This is a genomic window from Streptomyces sp. NPDC000983 (assembly GCF_040299205.1).
GTDB lineage: Bacteria > Actinomycetota > Actinomycetes > Streptomycetales > Streptomycetaceae > Streptomyces.
The window spans coordinates 328,951-344,348 of the sequence record NZ_JBEPBM010000001.1 but is presented as its reverse complement, the minus strand read 5'-3'; the positions used below and the strand labels follow the sequence as shown (position 1 = coordinate 344,348).

The following is a 15,398-nucleotide window of genomic DNA, read 5'->3' as shown; positions in this document are numbered from 1 at the left end:
GGGGTCATGCCACCTTTCCGGTCGGGCTGGGTTCGGACGCGGCCGGTTCGGCCTCGGGCGGTGCCGGGTGCACGGCGGCCGGCGGCAGCCGGTGTTCCAGCCGCAGCACGCCGAGCGCGGAGCCCGCCACCCCGGCCGCCAGGAGGAGCCACATCCCGGTGGCGGACAGGGAGAGCAGTGCGGTGAGGACGGTCGGCGCGAGGGCGATGGGCACCGCCCAGGACAGCTGGTAGACGGCGAGGTGCCGGCCGCGGGTCGCCTCGGGGGCGGCCTCGGCGACGAGCGCGGAGGCCGTGGCGCCGTGCAGCAGCTCGCCCACGGTGAACAGGGCGGTCGCGGCGAACACCCCGGCGATGAGCGCCGCCCCGGTCGACAGGCCGCCCAGCACCGCGAACAGGACGAAGGACAGCCCGAAGACTCCCGCGCCGAGCGCCACGGCGCGCGTCCTGCGGTACCTCACCAGGAGGCGGGTGACCGGGATCTGGAGCACGGCGATACCGACGGTGTTGACCGCGTAGAGGACGCCCACCAGGGAGACGGGCGCGTCGAGTTCACGGGTGAGGTACACCGGCAGGGCGACCGAGAGCACCATGTAGGCGAAGGCCGTCGGAATGTTGAGCAGGGTCAGTCCGAGGAAGGGCCGGTTGCGGGCCACCATGCGGTAGCCGCCCCTGCGGGAGACGCGGGCGCCGGGCGGGCGGGCGCCGGAGCCGGTGCGGATGGTGCCGAGCAGGGCCGCGGCGAACAGGTACCCGGCGGCCGCGCCGAGGACGACGGCGTAGAACCCGGAGTCGTCGAGGGCGAGGGCGGCGCCCGCGAGGAGGCCGCCGGCGCCCATGCCGGCGTTGCGCAGGCTGCGTTGCAGGGCGAGGAGCTTGTCCCGCTCGGTGCCCCGGACGATCTCCGCGACGAAGGACTGGATGGCCGGCGGGTAGGAGGTGTCGCCGAGGGCCACGGGCAGCAGCACCGCGAACATGGCGACGGGGTTGTCGACAAAGGGATAGAGACAGAAGGCGGAGGCGCGCAGCACGTATCCGCCGACCAGGACGGCGCGGGCGCCGAAGCGGTCGATGAGGACGCCGGCGACCGGGTTGCTGATCAGGCCGATCACGGAGGCGGCCGTCACGATCGCGCCGACCTCGGTCAGCGAGAGGCCGGTGACGTGGTGGAAGTAGAGCAGCGACAGCGGGAGGTACATGCCGCTGCCGGTGGCGTCGACGACCATGCCCGCCATGTACTTGAAGCGGACGGACGACAGGCGCCGCCTCATGAGGCGTCCGCCGGCCGGTCCTCGGGCACCGGCACGATCTTCGTCGCGGCGTGCACGCGGGCGCCGAGGTCGCGCAGCCGGCGTTCGCACTCCGCGCGGGTCGGGGCCGAGCCGACCGTCGCGGTGAGGAAGTCGGCGGAGCCCGAGGCGGGGGCGATCACCTGGCCCTCCTCGGCGAACAGCCAGAACCCCCTCACCCACTCCTCGTCGGGGACGGCGGGCAGCGACCGCACCAGCCCGGGCCGCTTCATGGTGAGCACCTGCCCGGACATCCCGCGCGGCCGCAGCAGGCCCCGCTCGTCCACGGCGCCGTGGACCTCGGGCAGGCCGAGCCCGGCCTCGGCGCGGGTGACGTGGACGGCGAGGCGGATACCGAAGAGGACCTCGAAGACCTCCCGGATCTTGGCGCCGCCGGACCGGCAGGCGATCTCGCAGAGCACCAGACGGTCGTCGGGGGTGTGGAAGACCTCCGCGTGGAAGGCGTGCGTGCGCAGCCGGGAGCCGGCCGGTTTCAGGGCGGCGAGGGTCCGCTCGACCAGCGCGAGCAGCCGGGGGGTGAGGGGGTCGTCGACGTCCAGGGTCAGGTCGACGCGCGGGCCGGGGTCGACGCCGAAGGAGGCCAGGTCGTACTGGTACTGGGAGGGCCAGGCGGCGACGGTGCGGCCGTCGACGACCAGCCCGTCGACGTGGCACATCCGCCCCGGCACGTACGCCTCGATCAGCAGGTCCCGGCGCGGGCCGTCCCGGTAGGCGCGGGCGGTCTGCGACTCCAGGGTGTCCTGGTCGGTGACGACGGTCAGCCCGATGGAGTTGTAGCCCTCCCGGTTCTTGAGCACCACGGGCAGTCCGTGCCGGGCGGCGAAGTCGCGGGCCTCCGCCGCGTGTGGGGGCACGGCGTGCGCGGCGACCTCGATGCCGGCGCGCCGGGCGAGGCTCTTCATCAGGGCCTTGTCGCGGAACGGCGCGATGTCGGCGCTCCACGCGCCGTCCAGGCCGAGGCGCTCGCGCAGCCGGGCGGCGAGGGCGATGTCCGCCTCGTGGTGGGCGATGACGTGGGTGACGCGGTGGCGCTCGGCGAGGGCGAGCGCGCGGGAGGGCACCGCCGGGTCGTCGAGGGTGTCGAAGAGTTCGAGGTGGGTGAGGTCGTGGTCGGCGGCCGACGGGAGCGGCTCCCCCGCCGAGAGGATCTTGTCGCGGGCGGCGAGTACGACGACGTCGCCGGGGTAGGGGGTGCGCTCGCCGAGGCCGGGGGCGTCGCCGTCCAGCCACCGGCGGTAGGGGAAGGCGGCGAAGGGGTTGCGGTGCAGGACCAGGACGCTCATGCCGGTATCACCGTCCGGTCGCTGACCGGGGCGGCCTCGGCGAGGCCGGGCCGTCCGTCGGGGTCCTCGACCCGGACCTTCAGCACCGTGCCGACGATCTCGGCGCCGCGCCGGACCGCGTCGGTGGTGTCCGCGCCCGAGACGGCGACCAGGCCGAGGCGGTCCCAGTTGTCCCGCAGCGGCCGTACCGTCTCGCCCGGCGCGGCGCTGATCCGTACCGCCAGCACCTCGGGGAGCGCCCGCGCCTCGGACTCGCCGTCCACCGAGGCGACGACGTCGCCGGGCCGGCCCACCACCGAGCGTACGGCGGCTCCGCCGCGGGGCGTGGGCCGGTCGGGCAGCCGCTCGGCGAGGCCGAAGGGGGCGCCGAGGGCGAGCTTGACCGTGTCGATGCCGTAGACGTGGTGGACCAGGTCGGTGATGGCGTCCCCGGCGATCCGGTTGTGGCTCTCGATGACGCGGGGGCCGTCGGCGCCGATCCGGATCTCGGTGTGGCAGACGCCGTCCCGGAAGCCGAGGCGGTCCAGCAGGGCGACGACCGACGCGCGCACCCGTTCCTCGGTCTCCGTGCCGAGACGCGCGGGTACCGCGTGCCCGAGTTCGGCGAAGTGCGCGGGGTCGGTGAACTTCTCGGTGACGGCGATGACGACGTGCCGTCCGGCCCGGCTGAAGGACTCCACGCTGTACTCGGGGCCGTCGACGAACTCCTCCATCAGGAAGTCCTGGAGCAGCATCAGGGTGGACACCCGGTCGGTGCGGGTGCCGGACAGGCGTTGCACGGCCGCCCAGACCCGGTCGGCGTCGGCGGGTCCGTCGAGGCGGTGCACGCCGATGCTCGCGGTGGCGTCGGTCGGTTTGACGACGAACGGGTATCCGCACCGCTCCCCGAAGGCGTCCAGGTCGGGCCGCCTGCGCAGGGGGCGGGCGCGGACGGCGTCGGGGCCGTCGGCCAGATGGGCGCGCATGACCGCCTTGTCGCGGAAGCGCCGGGTCACCTCGTGGCCGGTGCCGCCGAGCGCGAACAGGTCGTTGACGCGGGCCGCGTTCTCCAGACCGGGCTCGGTGAGGGAGGTGGCGGCGGCGAAGCCGGGGGCACGGTGGAGGCGTTCGGCGATCGGCCGGACCATGTCCCAGCGGGTGTAGTCGACGACCTCGACATGGTCGGCGAGGCGCTCCTGCTCGGCGTTGACCTTGGTGGGGTGCTGCAACAGCAGGACGTGCAGGCCCAACTGCCGTGCCTTGGCCACGGTTTCGTCGGTGGCGCCGACGAGGAGCAGACAACGCTCGCGATTCATGGGTCGGTTGTGCTCCGTTTCCTGGGTGCGGTCCGGGGGTGTCCGTGCGCCTGAACCTCCGACGAGACAGCGGGGCCGAATGTGAGGTGCGCGGCTGAAGGGCAGGTCTGGAGGGCCGGGGTCACCGGTGTGTCGCGGCGGGCCGGGCCTCGGCGGCGGCCGGTCAGCGGGGTGTGCCGTCGGGGGGGGCGGGGAGGTCCTGGGCCTCGGGCCACCAGCTGAGGTAGCGCTCCCCGGTGTCCGGGAAGACGGTGGCGACGGTGGCGCCGGACAGGTCGTGGCGGCGGGCGAGTTCCACGCAGGCGTGGGCGGCGGCGCCCGAGGAGACACCGACGAGCAGTCCGGTGGCGGCGGCGACGGCGCGGGTGGCGGCCGCGGCGTCGGCGTCCTCGACGGCGATGACCTCGTCGATGAGGGTGACGTCCGTGACCGGGCTGGTGAATCCGCCGTTCAGACCGGGGATGCGGTGCGGTCCCGGCGCGCCGCCGGAGAGCAGCGGCGAGCCGGCCGGCTCCACGGCGACGACTCGCAGCCGCGGGTTGTGCTCGCGCAGCCGACGGGCGACCCCGGTCAGGGTGCCGCCGGTGCCGACCGCGCAGACCAGGTGGTCGACGCGGCCGGCGGTGTCCCGCCAGATCTCCGGTCCGGTGGTCTCGTAGTGGGCGCGGACGTTGGCGGGGTTGATGTGCTGGGCCGCGTACCAGGAGCCGGGGGTCGCGGCGTGCAGTTCCTCGGCGCGCTCCACGCAGCCGGCGAACCCGAGGGTGTGGTCGGTGAGTTCGATCGCGGCGCCGAGCATGCGCAGGGTGAGCAGGCGCTCGCGGGAGGCGTTGTCGGGGAGCACGATCCGGCAGCCGTAGCCGCGGGCGGCGGCCAGCGCGGCGAAGGCGATCCCGGTGTTCCCGGAGGTCGACTCGATGATCGTCCCGCCGGGTCGCAGGGCGCCGCTCTCCTCGGCGGCGCGCAGCATGAACAGCGCGGCGCGGTCCTTGATGCTGGAGAGCGGGTTGGCCGCCTCCAGCTTGGCCAGCACATGGGCGTCCTCGGGCAGTCCGGGCAGTCTCAGCCTCAACATCGGTGTGTTGCCCACGAGTTCGTCCAGTGAGCCGATGACGCTGCCGGTCGATAGCTCGCTCATGTGACCCCCGCTTCGGTTCCGTCGCTGTCGGTTCCCTCGACGCGCGCCCGAGGTCCGGTCCGTCGCCGGGAGCGCATGCTCGGCCCCGAATCTGCCGCCGCGGACCGGGGTTGACCACGCGAACCATGGTTCGGGTTGCCGCACTTCATGGATTGCGGGGGTGGCCCGCGGCGCCGGTGCGAATTCCTGTCCGTACGTTCGAGCGGAGGTCGAAGCGCGATCCGAGCACGGGGGGACGTCGATGAAGAGTCAGGATGCCGCCGGGCCCTGTCTGCCCGATCTGCTGCGCGCCCGGGCCCGGGAGCGGCCCGGCGATCTCGCCGTGGTCCACGACGGGGAGGCACTCACCTTCCGCGAACTGGCCGACCGGGCCGACGACGTGGCGCGTTTCCTGCACCGGCTGGGTGTCTCGGCGGACGACGGTGTGGGCCTGTTCGTCGAGCCCTCCCTGGACCTGGTGGTCGGTGCGTGGGGCGTGCTGCGCTCGGGCGGCGCCTACCTTCCGCTCCCGCCCGACTATCCCGAGGAGCGCATCCGCCTGGTCGCCCGGGACGCCCGGACGGGGGTGGTGCTCACCCAGGACTCGCTGCGCGGCCGGCTCGCGGAGCTTCTCGGGCCGGGCATCACCGTGGTCACGCTCGAGGACGTCGTGGAGTTCGTCAAGGGCCGCTCCGACACCGATCCGGCGGTGCTGCCCGAAGGACCGCGCCCGACGGATCTGGCGTACGTCATCCACACCTCGGGGAGCACCGGGCGGCCCAAGGGCGTGGCGGTCGAGCACCGGGCCCTGGCGCACCAGATGCGCTGGCTCGCCGGCACCTTCGGGCTGGGCCCGGGGGCGACCGTGCTGCACAAGACTCCGGTCGGTTTCGACGCCGCCCAGTGGGAGATCCTCGCCCCGGCCTGCGGGAGCCGGGTGGTGATCGGGTCCGGTGGCATCCACCGGGATCCGGTGCGGATCGTCGAGGCCGTGAACAGGCACGCGGTGACGGCGCTGCAGTGCGTGCCGACGCTCCTCCAGGCCCTCGTCGACACCGGCGAACTCGGCAGGTGCACCTCGCTCACCCATCTGTTCAGCGGCGGCGAGGCGCTGACCCGCCCGCTGGCCCGCAGGCTGACCCGGGCGCTGCCCCGGACCGCGCTGGTCAACCTGTACGGGCCGACCGAGTGCACCATCAACACCTCGGCCCACACGGTCGATCCGGCCGCCCTGGACGAGGGCCCCGAGACCGTGCCGATCGGCAGACCCGTGCCGGGCCTGCGCTACCACATCCTGGACCCCGGGGGCCGTCCGGTGACGGACGGCGAAACAGGTGAACTGCACATCAGCGGAGTGCAGTTGGCACGCGGCTACCTGCACCGCCCCGACCTCACCGCGGAGCGCTTCCGGCCGAACCCCTTTGTCCGGCCGGGTGAGCCCGGCCATGAACGGCTCTACCGCACCGGGGATCTGGCCCGGTGGAATCCCGACGGCACCGCCCAGTTCGCCGGCCGGGCCGACAACCAGGTGAAACTGCGCGGCTTCAGGATCGAGCTGGACGAGGTGCGGCTGGCCGTCGAGGCCCACGACTGGGTGCGGAACGCGGCCGTCCTGCTGAGCACGGATCCGGTCACCGGGGCGGGCGGTCTGGTCGCCTGCGTCGAACTCAGCCCGCGTGAGGCCGCGTTGATGGACCAGGGCGAGTTCGGCGCGCATCACGCCTCGAAGTCCTCCCGGCTCCAGGTCCGGGCACAGCTCGCCGGTGCCGGGGTGCGGGACGCGGCCGACCTCGCCGGACGGCCCACGGTGCGCCTGCCGGGTGCCGTCGCCGACCGGGAGCAGCGGCGGATGGCCTTCGCGCGCAAGACCTACCGCTTCTACGAGGGCGGACCGCCGGTCGTGGCGGACGTCCTGGCGGCGCTCGGCCGACGGCCCGGAGCGGACACGGCCGCGGTCGCTCCGCGTCGCCCCGAGGAGCTGACCCTGGACGAACTCGGCCTGATCCTGCGCCACTTCGGGCAGTACCACAGCGCGGACCGGCTGCTGCCGAAGTACGCCTACGCCTCCCCCGGCTCCCTGTACGCGGCCCAGCTGTACCTGGAGTGCGTCGGCGTGGAGGGCCTGGCGGCGGGCCTCCACTACTACCACCCGGTCCGCCACGAACTCGTGCTGACCGAGCCCGCCGGCCCCCGTGCGCGGCCCGGTGTGCGGGTCCGTCTCGTCGGCCGCAGGACGGCCATCGAGGCGGTGTACCGCAAGAACGTCCGGGAGGTGCTGGAGATCGAGGCCGGGCACATCGCCGGGCTCTTCGACGAGGTGCTGCCCGCCCACGGACTGGCCCTCGCGGGGACGGCGTACGACGGCGCCGTCGCCCGGCGGCTCGGGGGGCACGACGGCGACCTCTTCCTGGCCGCCTTCGAGCTGGTGCCCGCCGGTGCCGCGCCCCCGCGGCCGGACCTCGACCTGTACGTGCAGTTCCACCCGGGCAGCGGGACGGGACTGCCCAGCGGCCAGTACCTGCACCGGGACGGCCGGCTGGAGCGGATCAGCGACGAACTGGTCCTCAAACGCCATGTGATCGCCATCAACCAGGCCGCCTACGAACGGTCGGCCCTCGGCATCACGCTCGTCGGCCGCGCCGGGCGGGGCCGGGACCGGCTGGGCCATGTCGATCTGGGGCGCGAGCTGCAACGCCTGATGACCAACACGGCCCGCCTGGGGCTGATGCCGGCCGGCTACAGCTCCCGCTCCGGGGACGACCTGCCCGCCGCCCGGCGGATGACGGAGATCCTGCGGCGGGCGGGGCGGCCGACCGGCCCCTCGTACTTCTGCGTGGGCGGCACGGTCAGCGAGGAACAGGTCCGGCACGAGGGCATGGACGAGGACCAGGTCCACATGAAGGGGCCGCAGGAGCTGATCCGGGACGACCTGGCCGCCTCGCTGCCCGAGTACATGCTCCCCGGCCGGATCCTGATCCTGCCCGAGCTGCCGCAGACCCCGAGCGGCAAGATCGACACCAAGGCCCTGGCGCGCCATGTGGACTCGATGGCGGACCGGGTGCGTCCGGTGGTGGAGCCCCGCGATCCCACCGAGGCGCGGCTGTGCGGTCTGTGGCGGACGGCGCTGCGGCGGGACTTCGTCTCCGTGCACGACGACTTCTTCCAGCTGGGCGGGAACTCGCTGATCGCGGTCGCCCTCATCCGGCGGATCAACGAGGTGTTCGGCTGTGCCGTGCCGCTCCAACTGCTCTTCGAGGCGCCCACGGTGGCGGGCCTGGCCGCGGCGGTGACCGCGGGGGCGGCGGCGACCGGGTCCCGGATCACGCCGCTGCGGCCCGGTGCCGGCGGGCCGCCGGTGTTCTGCTGGCCGGGGCTGGGCGGGGTCACGATGAACCTGCGGCTGCTCGCGGCCCGGGCGCCCGGCGAGGGTGCCGTCCACGGCGTCCAGGCGATCGGCGTCAACGAGGGCGAGACCCCGCTGCCGTCCGTGGCGGAGATGGCCGCCGCCGATGTCGCCGAGCTGCGGGAGATCCAGCCGGAGGGCCCTTACACGCTCTGGGGCTACTCGTTCGGGGCGCGGGTCGCCTTCGAGGCGGCACGGCAGCTGGAGGCGGCGGGCCACCGGGTGGAGCGGGTGTTCCTGCTGGCGCCGGGATCGCCACGGGTGGACGACGCGGCCCGGCCGGGCCCTGCGGGCGGCGGAGACTCGGCCGGCAGCGGCGCGGGTGACCTCGACCCCACCGACACCGGCGCGGGCGACCTCGACCCCGACCCGGGGAGCGTCGGCGACTTCGCCGATCCCGTCTTCGTCACCGTCCTGCACTCCGTCTTCGCCGGCACCGTGCGCGGTCCGGGCGTCGAGGCGTGTCTACGTGAGTGCCGTGACGCGGAGAGTTTCGCCCGGTTCGTGGAGCGGCGGTTCCCGCAACTGGACCCGGGGCTGATCCGGCGGGTGGTGACCGTGGTGCGCCGCACCTACGGATTCACCCGGGGCCCGGCGGACGCCGTCGCGCGGCCGGTCTCGGCGCCCGTGACCGTCTTCCGCGCACGGGACGACGAACCCTCCTTCATCGAACGCGCCGTGGGCGCGACGGCCGCGCCGCCCACCGTCGTCCAGCTGGAGGCCGACCACTACGGGGTGCTGCGCGACCCCGGCGTCGGCGAGCTGGCCCGGGCGCTCCGGCGCGCCGCACCCCGACCGACACCGCACCCGGCCGACCCGTCGACAAGGACACCCTGATGCCGCATGTGACGATCCAGCACTTCCCCAAGTCCCTGACTCCCGAGGAGAGTTCCCGCCTGGTGGAGCAGGTCGTCGCCGCCGTGCGGGAGGCGTTCGGGGTGGAGGAGCGGGTGATCTCCATCGCCCTGGAGCCCGTCGAGCCCGAGGACTGGGACACGCGGGTGTACCGGCCCGGGATCGCCGCCCGCCGGGGGGAGTTGGCGAAGGAGCCCGGCTACTGAGGGCCTGCCGCGAGGGGTTCTAGAGTTTCGCCCCAGGATCACTGGGGTGCCCGCGATTTCGGTTGCGACTTCCGGGGCGTTCACCAAGGATCTGGTCAGGCGGCAACCGGTGTGAACGCGGAGGTGAACGGCTGCCGCGCCGGAGGTGCCGCTCCTCGTGCCGAGGGCACGAGTACACCTTCCCGTCCCGACCGGAGCCGCGACCGCGCGAGGACCCCGCGCGCCCGTCGCCGGACCGAGCCCTCGGAAAGGATGACGCCATGAGCGCAGGCAGCGGACAGACCCGGGACACCCTGTGCCCCGCCGACTCACCGCTGGAGTCGCTGCTGCGGATCGCCGACACACTGGGCAGCCTCGAACGGTACGCCACCCGGACCGCGGGCCGGCTGCTCGTCGCCGCTCCCGCCGACACCGGGGCCCCGGGCCTCATCCGGTACCTCGACGACCCCGACACCGTCCAGGAGGCGGTGATCGACGCGCTGCGCGGCGCCCGGCGCGAGATCCTCACCGCCCAGCCGGACGAGCCGGGCCCGGCGGCCGCCCTCGACGCGATGCGCGCGGCGGTCCTGGGTCCGCTGGCCCGGGGCGCCGCCCTGCGCACGCTGTTCCAGCACAGCGCCCGGTTCTCCGAGCCCAGGAAGAAGTACGTGCAGCAGATCATGGAGCGCGGCGACGTGGCGGTGCGCACGCTCCCGGAGTTCTTCGACCGGCTGGTCGTCGTCGACGGAGAGGTCGCCTTCATCCCGGGCGGCGGCCCCTCCCCCAGCACCGCGCTGATCCGGGACACCGCCGTCATCGCCTTCCTCCAGGGCGTGTTCGAGAAGGCGTGGGTCCGGGCCGAGGGCTTCCCGTTCCGTCCGGTGCGGGCGGCGGACGCCGCGCGCGAGGTGGTGCCCGACGTACGCCAGGCCATCAAGGCGCTGCTGATCGAGGGCCGTTCCGACAAGGCCATCGCCAGGCGCCTCGGTATGAGCCTGCGGTCCGTGCAGGGGCACATCGCCTCACTGCGCGAGCAGTACGGAGCCGAGCACCGATTCCAGCTCGGTTACCGGATGGCGCGCGGCGAGTACGCCGTCGCACATCCCGGAGAACTCCCCTGACCTGCGGCGTTATCCCGCCTTGACAGAGATCTGCCCGCTAAACATACTCAACCCAGCGCGGGGGCCGAAGAGGGTTCGCGATGCCTTCGCCCAGCCGAGGGGACATGCGTGAACTGTGACGGCCTCGCTCATTTAGCCGACGTGGAATTGCTTGCACAGCCCACGAATACCGCGAGTACCGCGAATACGAAGACCCTCTCTCTCCCCCGGGCCGAATTCAGGGCACTGGGGCCTTTGGAAGCGGTCGTCACCGGGCGTCCGGTGGATCTCGGGGCGCCCAAACAACGCAAACTGGTCGCGTTATTGGTGAGCCGGCTCGGCCAGACCGTGCCGGTGGACGTGATGCTGGAGGCGCTCTGGGCGGAATCACCGCCTCCATCGGCGATGACATCGTTGCAGTCCTACGTCGCCAACCTCCGCCGCGTCCTGGAACCCGACCGGGCACCCCGGGCACCGACGAAGGTGCTGCACACCAACGACCGCGGCTATCTGCTGGACGGCCACACCGTCGAGGTCGACGTCAGCAGCTTCGAGCGCCGCGCCAAGGCGGGCTGGCAGGCGTGGAACAGGGGCGATCCGCACGAGGCGCTGACCGGGTTCGAGGCCGCGCTGGCCCTCTGGCGCGGCGAGGCCTACCCGGAGGTGTCGCACTCGGTGCATGTCGCGGCGGAGGTGGCACGGCTCGGGGAGCTGCGGCTGTCGGCCGTCGAGGGGCAGTGCGCCGCGCTGCTGGCCGTGGGCGCCCACGAGGTCGCGGTCGCGGAACTCGAGGCGTTCATGAAGGCGCACCCACTGCGCGAGTACGGCTGCGAACTGCTCAGCCTGGCCCTGTACCGGGCCGGCCGGCAGGCCGACGCGCTCGCCGTGCTGCGCACCAACCAGCGGCGCCTCGGCGAGGAGTTGGGCATCGATCCGCGGCCCGCCCTGCAGCACCTCGAACGCGAGATCCTCAGCCACGCCCCCGGACTGGACTGGCGGCCCGCCCCGAACGGCCCGTCCCCGGTGGCACGGGCCGGTCCCACGGTGGCGGCCGTACCGCTGCGGGTGCCGACCGCGCGCAGTCCCGCACCGGCCAGGAACACGGATGTCTTCGTCGGTCGCGAGGGGGCCCTGCGGCACCTCGCCACGGTGGCGGCCGAGGCGGCCGTCGGCCAGGGGCGGGTGGTGACGGTGTCCGGCGAACCGGGCATCGGCAAGACCCGGCTGCTCCGGCGGTTCGCCGAACTGGCCCCGGAGTGCACGGTGTTGTGGGGTGCCTGTCCCGGGCATGTGGCCACACCGCCGCTGTGGCCCTGGCGGCAGGTGCTGGCGACCGCGGCCGGCCATGACACCGGACGCCGGCTGCCGGGCCCGGTGGCCGAGGTGCTCGACGGGGAGACGGGCCTGCCCGCGGAAGGTGCCGACGCCGACACGGCCACCTTGCGCCGGTTCGAGGCGATCGTGCACTACCTGACGAGCGCCTCGCAGGTCACGCCCCTGGTGATCGTGCTGGACCATCTGCATCAGGCGGACCCCCACTCGCTGCGGCTGCTGGCGCACCTCGCCGAGTCCGTCTCCGCGAGCCGTCTGCTGGTGGCCGCGTCCTACCGGTCCGACGAGGCGGGGGCCCTCACCGGGACCTCGGCGGCACTGGCCCGCGCGGAGATGACGCGGGTGGCGCTGACCGGCCTCGGGGTCGCGGAGACCCGGGCGCTGGCGAGCGCGATGCTGCACCGGGAGGTGAGCCGGGCCAGCGCCGAGGAGCTGTGGTACCGCACCGGCGGCAACCCGTTCTATCTCCGTCAGCTCATCAAGGTGTTCGACAGCGTGGAGCGCTCCGGCCGGGCCCGGACGGCCTCGGTGCCCGCGCCCGTGCGCGAGGTCGTCCTGGGCCGGGTGGAGAAACTCGGGCCGACCGCGCTGGAGTTGCTGTCCGTCGCGGCGATCGCGGGCGGTACCTTCGCCATCGACGTGGTCGCCGAGGCCGCCTCGGTGGAGATCGGGGAGGCGCTGCGGGTGGTGGACGCCATCGTCGCGGCCGGGCTGATCGGGGAGGACCAGCAGCGCCTGGGCTGGTACTCCTTCACCCATGCGCTGACCGCCGAGGTGCTGTACCAGACGATGGGCCGGCTGCGCCGGGTCCACCTGCTGCGCCGGATCCGCGCCGCTGCGGCGCGCCCCTGGAAGGGCAGCATCTTCAGAACCGCCGACTGAAGCCCGTACGCCCCGAGGCCCGTATCCCCTGAAGCCCGTACGCCCTGGGGCCCCGTAAGCCCGGGCGGGCGCACCGCCGCGACCGGGTGACCGAACGGCCACCGAATCCCCGTACGGGCGCGGGGGCGGGGCCGTCGCCGCGCGGGCGCGGGGCGGCACGATTTCGGCCTGCCGTCGGGCGCGGGCCGCGCCCCGGGCGCCGGCGCGGTGCCGCCCACGGCTTGACGTCGGCTTGGCGAGAGCGGCGGCCCAGGCGGGCCCGGGGTACGCCCGCGCGCGCCCCGGCGCGCGGCGGGCCGGGAGCCTCGCCTCACCTCGCGCTCGGGCACCGCCCGGGCGGTCCTGGACCGTGCCGGTGCGCACTCCCGCGCGCGGCGGTCGCCAAGCCGGCGCCAAGTCGTCGAACAGTGCGACCCAAGTCGTATGGACAACACTGGTCGGCGTGCGCACCGGAATGATCCGGCCAAGCCAGACAGGTTCCCGCGAGCTGAGTGACCACTCCCTGCCCAGGGTTGCCCTCCCCCACGGCGCGCGCAGGTGCGTCGGCAACCCGCCGGGCCGGGAACGGCCGTCCAGCGCGTCGGGCGTCTTCTGGGTCACCGACTCGCGGCGAACCCGCCGAGTGGGATTCGACGACGTACGGGGGAGATCATGAAGATCCAGATTCTGGGCACGTTGTGTGCGGAGGTCAACGGGGAGTCGATCGTCCCCTCGGCCGGCAAACCGCGGCAGATGCTGTCCCTGCTCGCCCTCTACCCGGGACGGGTGGTGCCCGTCTCCACGCTCATGGAAGAACTATGGGGTTCCGAACCACCCCAGAGCGCGCTGGCGACCTTACAGACGTACATACTCCAACTGCGCCGACGGCTCGGCGGCGCGATGGGGCCGGACGCCCCGGGCACCGCCAAGGACATCCTCGCCACCCGGCACGGCGGCTACGTCCTGACCGTCCCGCCGGCCAGCGTCGACGTGCACACCTACGAACGCATGACCTCCGAGGGGCGGTCCGCCTACGAGGCCGGTGACGACGTCGTCGCGGCCGACCGCTTCCGGCAGGCGCTCACCCAGTGGCGGGGGCCGGCCCTGGTCGACGTACGGGTGGGACCGGTCCTGCGGATCGAGATCCTGCGGTTGGAGGAGAGCCGGCTGGGCACCGTCGAGCGGCGGATCGACGCCGATCTGCGGCTCGGTCGGCACACCGAGCTGATCCCGGAGCTGACCGAGCTGACGGCACGGCACCCGCAGCACGAGGGGCTGCACTCGCAGGCCATGGTGGCGCTGTACCGGTCGGGCCGGCAGGCGTCGGCGCTGGAGGTGTACCGCAGGCTGCGCATCCGGCTGATCGAAGGGCTCGGCGTCGAGCCGTCGCCGCGGGTGCAGCGGCTGCACCAGGCGATGCTCGTCGTCGACCCCCAGCTCGACGTGCTCGCCGGACCCAGGCGCAGTTCGACGTTCGACCTCTACACCGCCTGAACGGACGCCGGTGCGGCGGGGCCGGGCCCCGCCGCACCGGCGTCCTCGCAGCGCGTCCTCGGACCGGCCGCGTTCAGCCGCGTTTCGTCGCGCAGATCACCACACGGTTGATGATGGCGTCCGCCGGGATGTCCGCGGGATCCTTCGCGGCCACGTCCGTGACCTCGAACCCGCACTCCTGGAGCCAGTCGCGGTACGTGGAGAGCTTCTGGAGCCCGCCGCGGCCCACCACGCAGCCGAGGATGTAGGCGGGGAAGAAGTCGGCCTGGAGGTCGTCGGGGTCCTTGACGTCCTCGGGGTACACGGGCGCCAGGACGACGATCCGGCCGCCCGGTTCCAGCGCCTCGTGGGCGTTGCGGAACAGGGTGAGCACCTCGTCCTTGTCGTGCATGTCGACGAAGTGCTTCAGCAGCACCACGTCGAAGCCGCCCGGCAGCGGGTCCAGGGCGTCACCGCTCACGAACGAGCACTGGTCGGCGACCCCCTGCGCCTCGAAGTTGCGCAGGCACTCGGCCTCCAGCTCGGGGCGGTCCAGGGCGGTCACCCGCAGCCCGGGCGAGCCCTTGAGCTGACAGGTCATGATCGCTCCGAGGCCGTTGCCGCCCCGTACGTCGAGCACCCGGGCGCCATCGGGGACGTCGAAGCTGCGGAAGAACCACGGGTAGACGCTCGCGGTCTCGTTCTGCGCGAGCGGCCCCCACGCGGCGCGCACCTCGGGGACCACCGCCGCGGCCTCGAAGAGCGTGCCCTCGAACCCGTAGAGCTCCTTCAGTCCGACCGCGGTGCCGGTGCGCACGCTGTCGGTGAGGTGGTACAGCTGCCGCAGCATGCCCGTCTTGATCATGCCCATGAAGGTCAGGACGCGTTGCAGGTCCGGCTCGGCGACGTCCGCGAGGGCGTCGAGGGTGTAGCCGCCGGTGGACTCGTCCAGGGCGACGAAACCCTCCTTGACCAGCAGGGTCAGCATCTGCTCGACCGCGTCGGGGCGGGCCCCGACAGCCGCGCCGAGCTCCGCCGCGGTCAGGCCGCCCTCCTTGCGCAGCGCGTCGACCAGGCCCAGCTCGAAGCAGGCGTGGAGGATCATGAACCGGGTGGGTCCCACCATGTACTCGCGCATACGGACGAGTACGGCATCAGGGTTGGACACAGCAATCCCTTCGGATC

At 73.5% G+C, this 15,398-nt stretch carries 10 protein-coding genes; 5 read left to right on the top strand and 5 right to left on the bottom strand.

The window, feature by feature from the left end:
* Positions 1 to 4: 4 nt before the first annotated feature.
* From ABT296_RS01285 to ABT296_RS01270, 4 genes are all read right to left on the bottom strand, one after another.
* A complete protein-coding gene (locus ABT296_RS01285; RefSeq protein ID WP_351922279.1) occupies positions 5 to 1,270 on the bottom strand; it encodes an MFS transporter in 1,266 nt (421 codons plus the stop codon).
* Entirely contained in the window at positions 1,267 to 2,592 is a 1,326-nt protein-coding gene (locus tag ABT296_RS01280) for an ATP-grasp domain-containing protein (RefSeq protein WP_351922278.1), read from the bottom strand. Before ABT296_RS01280 ends, ABT296_RS01285 begins: the two co-directional genes overlap by 4 nt.
* Complete coding sequence (locus ABT296_RS01275; RefSeq protein WP_351922277.1) at positions 2,589 to 3,887, bottom strand: ATP-grasp domain-containing protein; 1,299 nt, start codon at positions 3,885 to 3,887, stop codon at positions 2,589 to 2,591. The genes ABT296_RS01280 and ABT296_RS01275 overlap by 4 nt, the downstream gene beginning before the upstream one ends.
* Positions 3,888 to 4,050: 163 nt before the next feature.
* Positions 4,051 to 5,025, bottom strand: a complete 975-nt coding sequence (locus ABT296_RS01270; protein WP_351922276.1) for a PLP-dependent cysteine synthase family protein — start codon at positions 5,023 to 5,025, stop codon at positions 4,051 to 4,053.
* A 241-nt stretch (positions 5,026 to 5,266) separates the two neighbouring features.
* On the opposite strand from ABT296_RS01270, the gene ABT296_RS01265 reads away from it, so the two are divergent.
* The 5 genes from ABT296_RS01265 to ABT296_RS01245 all read left to right on the top strand — a co-directional run bounded on the left by ABT296_RS01265 (position 5,267) and on the right by ABT296_RS01245 (position 14,234).
* Entirely contained in the window at positions 5,267 to 9,244 is a 3,978-nt protein-coding gene (locus tag ABT296_RS01265) for a non-ribosomal peptide synthetase family protein (protein WP_351922275.1), read from the top strand.
* Positions 9,244 to 9,468 (top strand): tautomerase family protein, encoded by a 225-nt coding sequence (locus ABT296_RS01260; protein WP_351922274.1) that lies wholly within the window; start codon positions 9,244 to 9,246, stop codon positions 9,466 to 9,468. The genes ABT296_RS01265 and ABT296_RS01260 overlap by 1 nt, the downstream gene beginning before the upstream one ends.
* 260 nt (positions 9,469 to 9,728) lie before the next feature.
* Positions 9,729 to 10,568 (top strand): LuxR family transcriptional regulator, encoded by an 840-nt coding sequence (locus ABT296_RS01255; protein ID WP_351922273.1) that lies wholly within the window; start codon positions 9,729 to 9,731, stop codon positions 10,566 to 10,568.
* 234 nt (positions 10,569 to 10,802) lie between these two features.
* On the top strand, positions 10,803 to 12,761 hold the full coding sequence (locus ABT296_RS01250) for an ATP-binding protein (protein WP_351922272.1): 1,959 nt from the start codon (positions 10,803 to 10,805) through the stop codon (positions 12,759 to 12,761).
* Between the two features lie 651 nt (positions 12,762 to 13,412).
* Positions 13,413 to 14,234 (top strand): AfsR/SARP family transcriptional regulator, encoded by an 822-nt coding sequence (locus ABT296_RS01245; RefSeq protein WP_351922271.1) that lies wholly within the window; start codon positions 13,413 to 13,415, stop codon positions 14,232 to 14,234.
* A gap of 73 nt (positions 14,235 to 14,307) precedes the next feature.
* Here the strand turns inward: ABT296_RS01245 and ABT296_RS01240 are convergent, their stop codons facing one another.
* Positions 14,308 to 15,381: a methyltransferase gene (locus ABT296_RS01240; protein WP_351922270.1), complete on the bottom strand. Its 1,074-nt coding sequence runs from the start codon at positions 15,379 to 15,381 to the stop codon at positions 14,308 to 14,310.
* Between the last annotated feature and the right edge of the window lie 17 nt (positions 15,382 to 15,398).